Origin of the sequence: Reinekea marinisedimentorum (assembly GCF_004341165.1) — a bacterium.
Classification (GTDB): domain Bacteria; phylum Pseudomonadota; class Gammaproteobacteria; order Pseudomonadales; family Natronospirillaceae; genus Reinekea; species Reinekea marinisedimentorum.
Genome location: NZ_SLZR01000008.1, coordinates 1 through 12,328, shown reverse-complemented (window position 1 = coordinate 12,328; position 12,328 = coordinate 1). Strand labels below are relative to the sequence as shown.

The window sequence follows — 12,328 nt, the reverse complement described above, 5'->3', positions numbered from 1 at the left end:
CTTAGGAGTACAAAATGACTAAACCCGTAATTGGCTTCATTGGCCTGGGCCTGATGGGCGGCAACATGGTTGAAAACCTGCAGAAACGCGGTTATCAGGTAAACGTAATGGACCTGAGCCAGACAGCGGTTGATGCAGTTCTTGCTCGTGGCAACGCAACTCAATTCACTTCTGCTAAAGAACTGGCTGCTGCCAGTGACATCGTTGAACTGTGCCTGACGACTTCCGCAGTTGTTGAAAAAATCGTATACGGCGAAGATGGCCTGCTCGCCGGCATGAAAGAAGGTTCTGTACTGATTGACTTCGGTACGTCTATCCCTGCTTCTACCAAGAAGATCGGTGCTGACCTGGCTGAGAAAGGCGTAGGCATGATCGACGCACCTCTGGGCCGTACACCTGCGCACGCTAAAGATGGTCTGTTGAACATCATGGCTGCTGGTGACAAGGATACCTTCGAAAAAGTTAAGCCTCTGCTGGATGAGCAGGGCGAAAACGTATTCCACCTGGGCGCACTGGGTGCCGGTCACACCACTAAGCTGATCAACAACTTCATGGGTATGACTACGGTTGCCACCATGTCTCAGGCGTTCGCGGTTGCGAAAAAAGCCGGTGTTGATGGCCAGCAACTGTTCGACATCATGTCTGCAGGTCCTTCTAACTCTCCGTTCATGCAGTTCTGTAAGTTCTACGCTGTAGACGGTGAAGAAAAGCTGGGCTTCTCTATTGCCAACGCGAATAAAGACCTGGGCTACTTCGTTCAGATGGTTGAAGATCTGGGCTCTGAGTCTCTGATCGCTGAAGCGACCTCTAAGAGCCTGCAAGCTGCGGTTGACGCCGGCCTGGCTCAGCACGACGTACCGGTTATCTTCGATTACTTCGCTAAACTGGAAAAGTAATCCAAAGCCCTGGCTTTAACCGATAAAAAACAGCTGCGTTTCGCGGCTGTTTTTGTTTTACAAGCCGTTAAATTCTTCGATAAGCACCGTCATACAGGCGCGCCGCGTAATGATCGGCATTGAGCTGGCAGGCCAGATGTACATCTTCAGCAAAGCCCCGCTTGATTAACTCCCGGCCGGAAACCGACTTGCTCATCCGCTGCTCAACCTCACCCAGCACACTTAAAAAGGCCACCTCTGCGACGGCAGCCTCGGGCGATCGCTCGCCTTTTAACTCCTGAATAATGGCACCGGCACCGATCAGATCTTCCCACGAGGGCCTGAGCGACTGATCTTCCCAGCGCTCTCCGGCGGGCACAATGCCAATGGTCGTGCCCAAATGCATGGCAGCCCGGGCTGTGGCGCGGGCATTGCGCAGGCAACCGGCCAACAGTGGCGTATTACCGGCCATTAGCGACAGCGCACTGCCGTTGGGTGACGGCAACAGCAGGTCGCTTTCCAGCCGGCCCAGTGATTGCGGTGACATGCTGCGCAGGCTGGAGTTTTCGAGCCATTCGGCCCGCCGCGACGCCTGAATGACGCCACTGGGTAATTCCGGCGTATCACCAATCGCTGCCGGGTAAACCTTTGCACCATGCTCTACGGCCACACTCACGCTGGTGGTAAATGACAGCACGTCGATCAGCACCAGAACGTCACATTCATCGGTCAGCTTCTGAACACCGTGCTCGCCCCATTCACAGCGAATATCGAAAATCGATTGTCTCACCCTGCTCTCCCGTCAGTTCAGGCCTTTCACCCGGATAGAATACCGTTTCATGAGGCTGGGTACAGTGCCAGCAATGCCTCTGAAATAAAAAAGGCGCCATACCGGCGCCTCAGATTCCAACAGAGCAATGCTTACTTCGCTGCGGCCTTAATCGGCTTCAGGTTCCAGATCGTATCTGCATAGTCCTGAATTGAGCGGTCCGAGTTGAACTTCGCCAGGCTGGCGGTGTTGATAATCGCCGCTCGCGCCCAGGCTTTCTTATCTCGGTACAGTGCGTCAATCTTCGATTGAGCATCGCTGTACGATTGATAATCCGCCAGCACCATGTAGGGGTCGTGATCCACCAGGTTGTGTTTCACCGCCGACAGCAAGCCAGGCTCGCCCGGGGTGAAGAAATCACTGTCCAGCCAATCCAGCACGGCCTTCAGCTCTTCGTTGTTCTGGTAGTAGTGGCCCGGGTTATAGCCCTGTTCACGCGTCTCAACCACTTCATCAACATCCATACCGAAGATGACGACATTTTCCTCACCGGCTTCTTCAGCGATTTCAATGTTTGCACCATCGAGCGTACCCAGAGTAATGGCACCGTTCAGTGCCAGCTTCATATTGCCGGTACCAGATGCCTCTTTACCTGCCAGAGAGATCTGCTGGGAAACATCCGCCGCCGGTATCAGCTTTTCAGCCAGCGATACGCGGTAGTTCGGCAGGAATACCACCTTGATCTTGTCTTTGATGCGAGGGTCGTTGTTGACCTTCTCTGCGACCTTATTGATGGCAAAGATAATCTCTTTTGCCAGATAGTAGCCCGGTGCTGCTTTCGCGCCGAAGATAAACACACGCGGATGCATGTCGTAATCCGGGTTGATCAGCAAACGACGATACAACGCCATGATGTACAGCAGGTTCAAATGCTGACGCTTGTATTCGTGCAGGCGTTTAATCTGCACATCGAAGATCGCATCGGCACTGACATCGACATCGGTCAGCTCTTTAATGACCTTAACGAAGTCTTCCTTATTGGCGTGCTTAACAGCCATGTATTCTTTCTGGAACTTGCTGTCGTCTGCCAGTGGTTTCAGCGCGGTCAGTTTTTCCAGATAACGTGGCCAGTCGGCATCGACATGCTTTTCAATAAGCGTAGACAGGCGCGGGTTACAGGCCTTCATCCAGCGGCGTGGCGTAATACCATTGGTCACGTTGAGGAATTTACCCGGCCACAACTCGTTCATTTCCGGGAACAGGTCTTTCTTCACCAGGTCAGAGTGAATCTGGGCCACACCGTTCACCGCGTGCGAACCAACAACAGACAGGTTGCCCATACGCACCATCTGACCATTGGCTTCCTCAATGATGGAAAGCTTACGCTTGATGCCGTCATTGCCAGGCCATTTGGTTTCCACTTCGTCTTTCAGGAAGCGGGCATTAATTTCGAAGATAATCTCCATATGGCGCGGCAGCACATGCTGAATCATACGCAATGGCCATTTCTCCAGTGCTTCCGGCAGCAGAGTATGGTTGGTGTAGGAGAACGTTTCGCGGGTCATCTTCCAGGCTTCGGCCCAGCTGATGCCTTCTTCGTCGACCAGTACGCGCATCAGCTCGGGAATAGCGATCGCCGGGTGGGTATCGTTCAACTGCAGTGCGTTTAACGCGGTAAATTTAGAGAAGTCATTGCCATGGGCGTTGCGGAAACGACGCATAACATCGGCAATAGAGGCGGCACTGAAGAAGTACTGCTGAATTAAGCGCAGCTCTTTACCGGCATCGGTTTCATCGTTTGGATACAGCACCTTGGATACCGTTTCAGCCTGAACCGATTCGGTATAGGCATCAACATAACCGCCGGAGTTAAATACATCCCAATCGAAGAACTTATCTGCACGAGACTCCCACAAGCGCAGTACATTCACGTTGTGGCCGCCGTAGCCCACAATTGGAATATCCCACGGAATGGCGCGCATGGTGCGGCCCGGGTGCCAAACCTTATGAGAGCCGCCATTCTCGTATACGGTCTCAACATAGCCGTACAGTTTTACCACCTGCTCTGATTCCGGACGGCAGATTTCCCATGGGCTGCCAAACTCACGCCATTGATCCGGGCGCTCAACCTGGCGGCCCTTGAAGAATTCCTGACGGAACAAGCCGTGCTCATAGTGAATGCCGTAACCAATGGCCGGCAGGGCCAGGGTGGCCATAGAGTCAATAAAGCACGCCGCCAAACGGCCAAGGCCACCGTTACCCAGTGCCATATCCGGCTCTTCTTCCAGAATATCGGCCAGCTCAAAACCCAGCTCTTTCATGGCTTTATCTGCCAGTTCATACAGGCCGAGGTTCTGAAGGTTGTTCGACATCAACCGCCCCATCAGGAACTCCAGCGAGAGATAATGCACCGCACGGGCATCTTTACCGGCATGGGTTTTACGGGTTCGGCTGACGCCATCAAAAATAAATTCGTTTACTGAGGCTGCAATCGCCTGGTTCCAGGCTTGCTTGGATGCCTTCTCCTCGTATGTGCCCAGGGTAGAGCGCAGGTGTTTAATAACCGTTTCCTTAAACTGCTTTACGGTCATATCAGGCTTTGGTGCCGCTGACTTTTTGCCAGACATATCAATTGACTCCTTAATAATCACAGCTCTTCTGAGGCTGCTGTCGAGGTTATAATCTAACAGCAAGCATAGTAGCTGGCAGCGCTAAAAGAAAAAGGCGGAAATCCCACTTTTTAATGTCGAATAAAAACTCCACCCCTGACTCACCACCAGCACAACTACACAAGACTAACTTTCCTAGCATAGCTTGCAACTGCCGTTATTCCGGCATTCAAATCTATTACAAAGGACAAAAATGCATCTGCAAGTGATTTACTGGCAGACAATATCCGATTAAAAACCACACCCTTCGTAAAATATAAAATACACGATGATGGCATGGCCGATCACTTGAGCGTAGCACCCTATTGCCAATATGACGGAATTAAACGAATGACTATTGAGTCAAACTTTTGAAGAAAAGGCGTAAAAGGTCTTGCCTGAGCAACCAAATATTATAAATTCCGCACCACTTAAACTGCTCATTTGTATGGAACTATGGTTAATCAAAACGCTATCAGCTCGCTGAAAACAGCCCTGCAGGCACGCATCATTGGTCAGGCTCAACTTATCGAATCGCTGGTCATCAGCCTGCTTGCCGACGGCCACCTGCTGGTTGAAGGCGCCCCCGGACTGGCCAAGACCACCGCCATTAAAACCCTGGCGGATGGCCTGCAATGCTCGTTTAAACGCATTCAGTTTACGCCCGATTTAATGCCGGCCGATGTGACCGGTTCAGACATCTACCGCACCGAAGAGCACCGCTTTGAATTCCAGCCCGGCCCGGTGTTTGCCAACCTGGTGCTGGCCGATGAGATCAACCGTGCACCGGCTAAGGTGCAGTCGGCCCTGCTGGAAGCAATGAGTGAACGCCAGGTATCGGCCAGCGGCACCACCTACAGCCTGCCGGACCCGTTCCTGGTGATGGCCACACAAAACCCGGTTGAACACGAAGGCACCTACCCGCTGCCGGAAGCCCAGCTCGACCGCTTCCTGATGAAGGTCTCGCTGGATTACCCGAGTATTGAAGAAGAACGCAGCATTCTGCACCTGGCCCGCCAGCAGCAGAGCAAGAGCCTGCCCGATCTGGTTCCGGTGGCGATGGACGATGTTCTGGCAGCACGAAAAGAAGTGGAAGCCATTCATGTGTCTGACGCGGTAGAAAGCTATATTGTGCGCCTGGTCGATGCCACCCGCCGGCCGGAAAATTACAGCGATGCGCTGGCAAACCTGATCAGTTACGGCGCATCACCACGAGCCACCATTGCGCTGGATCTGTGCGCCCGCGTGGTCGCCTGGCTGGAAAACAAAGACTTTGTCACACCCGCGCATGTGCAGTGGGTGGCCGGCCGCGTTCTGGCTCACCGCCTGGTACTCAGCCTGCCGGCTCAGGCTAAGGGCTACACCGGCGATTCCATTGTCGAAGAAATCATTTCAGCGGTGGCCGTCGGGTAATTCAAAACATGCACCAGAGCTTGGAAATTAAAGGCACTGACGTCGCACTGAACGATTTACTGCAACTGCAGTTGCTGGTGAACGACTTACAGGCGCTCGGCAAATCACGCGTTCACAGCTACCGCAAGGGCGACCAGCGCTCAGTCTTTAAAGGTCAGGGCCGCGAGTTTGCGGAAATGAAGCATTACTGGCCGGGTGACGACGCCCGCCAGATTGACTGGCGGCAAACGGCAAAAAAGCAAACCCCCTTTGTGCGCATCATGGAAGAAGACCGGCATGCCCAACAGGCCGTCTGGCTCGACCTGACCGCCAGCAGCTACTTTGGCACGCGCAGTTGTTTTAAATCCGTCATGGCGTGTCATTGGTCGGCATTTTTAGTCTGGCGTTTTCTGCATCTGCATCACCCGGTGCGCTTTCTGGTGCGCGTGGGCAGTGAATGGCAACAGGAACTGAACCTGCTCAACCAACGCGACGGTGCCCGCGCCTGCGAACTCATCGCAACCGCTCATCAATACCTGGCCAATAACTTTGCCAGCCTGCAGCCAGCAAACAGTGCCAACATTCTGCATTGGCGCGGCAAACCCAACCTGTGGTTTATTTCCGATTTTATGCAAACCCCGGCAGAAAACTTAACCGCCGAAATACCCGTGAACCTGTTTAATTCAGTCTCGCTGCTGCAGGCGGCGGATGCGTTCGACAGCAAACTGCCCGAGGCCGGTGCACTGCCGGTGAGGCACAAAAACATCACCGGCTATATCGATACCGCCGGCAAGCAAACCCAGCAAAGTTATCGGGCACTGGCCGAGCAACGAGAACAGTCGCTGCAGGAATTTGCCTGGCAACGTGGTGGTGTATTCCATAAACACCTGAATGAAAGCTTTCAGTGGCAGGAGGTGCTGGCGTGGCCACTCTACCACTGATATTCAGCACCGCCTTATCCGGCGGCGTGCCGCAGCAACTGCTCAGCCAGCTGGAACCGAATACGCCACCGGCCGAGCCTTCGGCCTGGCCACTGGCTCCAGGTTACTGGCTGGTACTCATGGCCGTGCTGGTGATGGCCTGCCTGATTGCGTACCTCTGGTATCGCGGCCGACACTGGCGGCACATTCAACAGCATCTCGCCCGCATTAAGCGCCTTGCCGAGCCCAATGCGGAATTACACCAGCTGCTGCGCTGGCTGCTGATCACGCATTTGAGCGCACCGAAGAGCATGGATGAGCAGGCTCTGGCCGAAAAAATAACCGCCACACTGGGCACCTTGCCGGAATGGGTCAACGGCCATTATCAGGCCGATAAATCGAGCGACATCAATTGGGCCGAAGTTAAAACCCTGCTACAGCACTGGAAAAAGGAGGCACGCCTATGAGCTTTGCATGGCCCTGGTTCCTGGCCGCCCTGCCGCTGCTCTGGCTGATACCGCGCTCGCGCTCCTCAGCTTCGCAGGGTGCGTTGAACCACCCCTATCTTGCAACACTGGCTAACCAACAACAGACAACGCCGGGCAAGCGCAAGCTACCCCTGTTGTGGCTGCTCAGCTGGCTGTTCTTGGTATTGGCACTGATGCGTCCACAATGGATTGGTGAACCCATTACCAACACCCAGGCCGGGCGCAGTATCTTTTTATCGGTCGATTTATCGGAAAGTATGCTCACCGAAGACATGCGCTGGAACGGCCAAAGCACCTACCGCTATAAAGCCGTTCAGGAAGTGGTCGGCGAGTTTGTAGAACAGCGCAAGGGCGACTTTCTTGGTCTGGTGGTATTCGGCAGCTTTGCTGCGGTACAGGCACCCCTCACGCCCGACACCGGCGCAGTACAGGCATTGCTGTTTGATTTAATCCCCGGTATGGCCGGTAAATCGACGGCCATCGGCGATGGTCTGGCGCAATCGGTGAAGCAACTGCGCACCTCAAAATCGAAGGACAAAATTATTATTCTGCTCTCCGATGGTGAAAACAACGCCGGCAGCGTATCACCAAGCGATGCCATTACCGCCGCGCAAAAATCCGACATACGCGTGTATACCATCGGCTTCGGTGGCGATGCTTCGGCCAGCAGCAGCTTCTTCAATTTTATGCGCAGCAGCGGCATTGATGAAGCCACACTGAAAAGCATTGCCGACCAAACCGGCGGCCAGTACTTCCGTGCCACATCGGCTGGTGAACTCAAACAGGTTTTTGAACTGATCGATCAGCTGGAAACCGACGACAAAGACATCGATAACTTCCGCCAGATTAACGAGCTGTACTGGCTGCCATTAACAGCCTCTTTACTACTGCTGGGCTTTGCTCAAGTTAACCGTTCAACACTCAGGGGGCGCAACGCATGACCTTATTACGCCCAGAGCTTCTGTTACTGCTACTGGCCTGGTGGCCATTGTGTTTTTGGCTGAACAAAAGCCGTAACCAACAAAGCCAGTGGAGCGATGTTATTGAACCAGAGCTGTTAAAGGTGCTGGGTAAACCCAACAGCAAATCAACACAAAGCAAAAGCCTCACGCTGCTGCTATTGGGCACCCTGATGATAGTGGCACTCAGCGGCCCGGCCATTAAAAACGGCGAAGTTGAAACCGGCAGCCAGGGCAATCTTTATGTTGTTCTCGATAACAGCCTTTCCATGGCCGCCAATGATTTAACACCGAACCGTTACAGCCGCGCTAAATGGATGATTGAAGACTGGGCGAAAAGCGGTCTGTTCTTTCAAACCAGTGTCACCGTTTACGCCGCCTCGGCGCACCTGCTCACACCACTAACACAAGATAGCGAAACGCTAAAAACGCAACTGGCCCCGCTGACACCCTACCTGATGCCAAAGCAGGGCAGCAACCCGGCCCAGGCCTTTGATTTAGTCGCCCAACAAATTGCGCAACAGCCCGGTCAGGCCGCGCATATTTTATGGCTGACAGATGAAATAAAAGCCACGCAGGTGCAGCAGCTTAAGAACAGCATTCCCGATGCCGCGAGCAAAACAGTGGTGGCTGTCGGCAGCGCGGAGGCCACACCTATTCCTATGGAAGGGGGCCAGGGCTACGCCACCTATAATGGCGAGATGATTATGGTCACCACCGACAGCCGCGGGATAGCATCACGCGCGACCCAGCTCGGTTTTGCCACTCAGGCCATAGGCTCGCAGCCCAATGCCAACCTGCTCAATCAGCTGAATAAACAGAGCAACCCCATCTCTATGGATAAAGACATGGGCTACTGGCTGTTAATTCCAGCACTGTTTGTGTTTTTGTTTCAGCTGCGCCGCAACAGCCTATTGTTGCAGGCAAGCCTGCTACTGATCAGCCTGTCGTTCTTTACACCGCAACCGGCCATGGCAGCCAGCCTGTTTAAAAACAGTAATCAGCAAGCCTATGAGGCATTAAATAATAACGATGCCGCAACGGCACTTTCATTGGCAAAAGACCCACAGCTGCAGGCCCAGGCATTGTTTGACAGTGGCAGCTATGAGCAGGCGGCAGCGCTGTTTGCCGAACAAAATACAGCCGATGCGCAATACAATGCAGGTAATGCGTATGCGCACGCCGGTCAGTTCGAGCAAGCAATTAAAGCCTACGAAAACGCACTCAGCTTTGGCGCGCACCCTGCTGCAGAAAAGAACAAAAAACTGATTGAAGATTTGCTGAATCAGCAACAGCAGAATCAACAAAACTCTGATCAGCAGCAATCAGATCAAGACAATTCCGACCCGCAGGACTCTGATGAACAGAGTTCGCAAAGTGAACAGGAAAGTGACGCTCAGCAACAGCAACAGCAACAGCAACAGCAACAGCAACAGCAACAGCAACAGCAACAGCAACAGCAACAGCAACAGCAACAGCAACAGCAACAGCAGGATGCTGAACAAAATGACGAATCATCACAACAACAAGACGAACACCAAAGCGAACAAAACCAAAACGATGGCTCTGAACAGGAAAACAACGAGCCACAACCTGCCAGCGCAATTCCAAGCCCGGAAGAGATTCAAAACGAGCAGGAAGTTGAGGCCATTCTGAATAATTTACCGACCGAGCAGGATTCCCTGCTGCGCTATAAATTTCAGTATCAATATCAGCAAAACCCGAGTGAGGCAGAAAGTACACCATGGTAACTAACAACTTAAAGTTAATAACATTACTGCTGTTGATGGTTTCCTGTTTCAGCTGGGCGGATGTGACCGCCCGCATAGACCGCTTTGAAATGTATTCCGATGAAACCCTGCAACTGAATATACGGGTGACACCCAACGGCGAAATTAACCAGAGTGATCTGGCCTCGTTGCAGGCGCTGTTTAATATTGTGCAGCGCGGGCAGTACAGCAACACCACCATCACTAACGGTAAGCGCACGGCAGAAACCACCTATCAGTTTGCGCTGCAACCAAAGCAAACCGGCATACTCACGATACCCGCTTTTCGATCTGGCAACGACACCAGCGAACCCCTGCAGGTTACCGTTTATGAAGCCAAGCAACGGCCGGATACACTCCCCGAAGATGCCGTCATTCTTTCAGCCCGTTTGAGCAAGAACGACCCTTACATCAGCGAGCCCTTCACCCTCACCATAGAAGTGGCCTTCAAGATACAAATGCAGAACGCCACTCTACAGGGCATTGAGCTGGATAACTTTGAAAGTGAACAGATCGACAGCGGGCAGACCATCGCCACCCGCAACGGCCAGCAATACAACATCTATCAACAGGTAATTAAACTCACACCGAATGAAGCCGGCTTGTTTGAAGTGCCCGAGGTTGTGTTCACCGCAGCCTACACAAACCCCTCTACCCGCAGGAGCGAACGCTTCACCCGCACGGCCAAACTACCCACCATTCAGGTTAAGAAAATACCGAGTGACTACCCTGCAGGCGCCTACTGGCTGCCAGCAAAATCACTCACCCTGGTGGATGACTTGGATAGCAGCAAAACCTACAGTCAGGGTGACTACATCGACTGGCTCACCCTAATGACGGTAGACGGCATCGAAGCAAACCGCCTGCCCGACCCGTTGCAGAATTTTGAATCGCAACTCACCGGTGGCGTACGCATTTACCGCAACGCTGCGGAACTGGATGAAACCAAACGCATCGACCCTTCCGCGCTTAGCTTTACTGAAGCTGGTACAGTCACACTGCCCGCCGTTCGTATTCCCTGGTGGAACACACAAAAAGACGCGCTGGAATGGGCAGAGATTCCTCAGCGTACGCTCAACGTCGCGGCCAGCACCGCCACAGCGGCAAACCCGGCTACGGCCAGCCCGGCAGTTCAAACGCCCACACCGCAGCCTGAAACAGCGCCACCTAGCATAAGCCCGCAGCTAACAACCGAGCAGAGCGGCAACGGGCTGTGGCAGGCATTAACCGCGCTGTTCTTTGTATTGTGGGTCGGCACATTGGCCTACCTGCTGAAAATAAAAAAAGGTAATCAACCCAATACGGTAGCCGCTGCTCAAACAAAGCCGAATGCAGCGGCATTCAGCTTTAAAAAAGCGATCAGCGAAAAGGCCTACGGCAGCTACTATCACGAGTTGCTAAAACTGATGAATGAAAAGAGCATCAGCCGTACTGCGTTGGCCAGCGATGAACTGGACAGCTTGGGTAAATTGGAGAACTTTTTATTTAATGGAAACGACAGCGCACCGGATGATAAGGCTCTGCTTGCACTGGCGAAGAGTGCTCAGAAATCTTCAGTGGCTAAGTCAAATAAGCCAGCTCTTAGTAGTCTGTCGGTGATGTTTGGCGAGTAGTAACTTTAAAGGCAGTGACATTGCTGGTCGAATTTGCTGTACAACTATTCGTATTAGCTCAGACGTAATCTGACAGTAATGAATAAAAGGCTGGCCTAGATCATTTCAGTTTTATAATTTTAGCTGTCGGCTTAAAGCCCCAACCTACAATGCTCTACGGTCTCTGTAGGTCGGGCCTTTAGGCCGACAGAATCCTATCGAATTACCACTTCGAAACTCGAAAAGGGGCAAAGGTGATTCGGGCTGTGAGGCTATGTAGAAACTGGACAAAAGCGAGTTGGGTAAAACACCGGTTTAAGCCCGAATTCTAACATCTATCGATGGGTAACAAATCTACTGTAATACATCCGGATCATTTAACAATGGGTCGTGCATTTCTGGAATCAACTCACCTTCTTCGCCTTCACACTCAGAAACTGATGGATAACTTTTACTCCAAGTTAGGGCCTTGTCGGATAGCCACGATTGAATAGTGGCCTCATCGGTTTCTTGTGGTAGGTATTGTCCGGTAACCACCGTAGAAGTCCATTGAGCTTCCAGATCCCTTTCATAATGCACAAAAGACTGACCAATTAAACTGAACCCTTCGGCATCTCCAATTTTACCATCTCGGCTTATATTGAAAGGAGCAGCGCCCTCTCCAAACACCGGTACATATCTAATTTTGGGGCTTTATGGTTTATGCGGCCAGGCTATATCGAATTTGGACATTCACCACTTTATAAAAAACACCACCGCGTCATTTCCGCGAAGGCGGAAATCTATTATTAAGGTGGCTAAGAGTGATGGATACCCGCCTTCGCGCACTACTGTCCGGAATAAATTAATGGGATTCTTTGAAAGGGTTGCAGCCTCTGATTTTAACGGGTAGAACCCTCTGACACGACTCAGAAAA

At 52.5% G+C, this 12,328-nt stretch carries 10 protein-coding genes; 7 read left to right on the top strand and 3 right to left on the bottom strand.

Features of this window, described 5'->3' with window-relative positions:
• Positions 1–14: 14 nt before the first annotated feature.
• Positions 15–896, top strand: coding sequence for an NAD(P)-dependent oxidoreductase (locus BCF53_RS10170; RefSeq protein ID WP_132701632.1), 882 nt, complete (start codon positions 15–17; stop codon positions 894–896).
• Between the two features lie 67 nt (positions 897–963).
• Here the strand turns inward: BCF53_RS10170 and BCF53_RS10165 are convergent, their stop codons facing one another.
• On the bottom strand, positions 964–1,665 hold the full coding sequence (locus tag BCF53_RS10165) for a 2-phosphosulfolactate phosphatase (protein WP_132701631.1): 702 nt from the start codon (positions 1,663–1,665) through the stop codon (positions 964–966).
• Between the two features lie 131 nt (positions 1,666–1,796).
• On the bottom strand, positions 1,797–4,271 hold the full coding sequence (locus BCF53_RS10160) for a glycogen/starch/alpha-glucan phosphorylase (protein ID WP_132701630.1): 2,475 nt from the start codon (positions 4,269–4,271) through the stop codon (positions 1,797–1,799).
• Between the two features lie 477 nt (positions 4,272–4,748).
• Between BCF53_RS10160 and BCF53_RS10155 the strand changes: the two genes are divergently transcribed.
• The 6 genes from BCF53_RS10155 to BCF53_RS10130 are packed head-to-tail and all read left to right on the top strand — an operon-like array spanning position 4,749 to position 11,433.
• The gene (locus BCF53_RS10155; protein ID WP_132701629.1) at positions 4,749–5,705 is read left to right on the top strand and encodes an AAA family ATPase; all 957 of its coding nucleotides are present in this window, start codon (positions 4,749–4,751) and stop codon (positions 5,703–5,705) included.
• A gap of 8 nt (positions 5,706–5,713) precedes the next feature.
• Positions 5,714–6,625, top strand: coding sequence for a DUF58 domain-containing protein (locus BCF53_RS10150; RefSeq protein WP_132701628.1), 912 nt, complete (start codon positions 5,714–5,716; stop codon positions 6,623–6,625).
• Positions 6,607–7,071: a DUF4381 domain-containing protein gene (locus BCF53_RS10145; RefSeq protein ID WP_165901879.1), complete on the top strand. Its 465-nt coding sequence runs from the start codon at positions 6,607–6,609 to the stop codon at positions 7,069–7,071. The genes BCF53_RS10150 and BCF53_RS10145 overlap by 19 nt, the downstream gene beginning before the upstream one ends.
• Entirely contained in the window at positions 7,068–8,033 is a 966-nt protein-coding gene (locus BCF53_RS10140) for a VWA domain-containing protein (protein ID WP_132701626.1), read from the top strand. Before BCF53_RS10145 ends, BCF53_RS10140 begins: the two co-directional genes overlap by 4 nt.
• Positions 8,030–9,802, top strand: a complete 1,773-nt coding sequence (locus tag BCF53_RS10135) for a VWA domain-containing protein (protein ID WP_132701625.1) — start codon at positions 8,030–8,032, stop codon at positions 9,800–9,802. Before BCF53_RS10140 ends, BCF53_RS10135 begins: the two co-directional genes overlap by 4 nt.
• Positions 9,796–11,433: a BatD family protein gene (locus BCF53_RS10130; protein ID WP_132701624.1), complete on the top strand. Its 1,638-nt coding sequence runs from the start codon at positions 9,796–9,798 to the stop codon at positions 11,431–11,433. The genes BCF53_RS10135 and BCF53_RS10130 overlap by 7 nt, the downstream gene beginning before the upstream one ends.
• Positions 11,434–11,766: 333 nt before the next feature.
• Here the strand turns inward: BCF53_RS10130 and BCF53_RS10125 are convergent, their stop codons facing one another.
• Positions 11,767–12,081, bottom strand: a complete 315-nt coding sequence (locus BCF53_RS10125) for a hypothetical protein (protein WP_132701623.1) — start codon at positions 12,079–12,081, stop codon at positions 11,767–11,769.
• Between the last annotated feature and the right edge of the window lie 247 nt (positions 12,082–12,328).

Bases quoted from the DNA above. Each gene is read 5' to 3' on its own strand.
- BCF53_RS10170 (WP_132701632.1), top strand. From the start codon at position 15: ATGACTAAACCCGTAATTGGCTTCATTGGCCTGGGCCTGATGGGCGGC.
- BCF53_RS10160 (WP_132701630.1), bottom strand. From the start codon at position 4,271: ATGTCTGGCAAAAAGTCAGCGGCACCAAAGCCTGATATGACCGTAAAG.
- BCF53_RS10155 (WP_132701629.1), top strand. From the start codon at position 4,749: ATGGTTAATCAAAACGCTATCAGCTCGCTGAAAACAGCCCTGCAGGCA.
- BCF53_RS10150 (WP_132701628.1), top strand. From the start codon at position 5,714: ATGCACCAGAGCTTGGAAATTAAAGGCACTGACGTCGCACTGAACGAT.
- BCF53_RS10140 (WP_132701626.1), top strand. From the start codon at position 7,068: ATGAGCTTTGCATGGCCCTGGTTCCTGGCCGCCCTGCCGCTGCTCTGG.
- BCF53_RS10135 (WP_132701625.1), top strand. From the start codon at position 8,030: ATGACCTTATTACGCCCAGAGCTTCTGTTACTGCTACTGGCCTGGTGG.
- BCF53_RS10130 (WP_132701624.1), top strand. From the start codon at position 9,796: ATGGTAACTAACAACTTAAAGTTAATAACATTACTGCTGTTGATGGTT.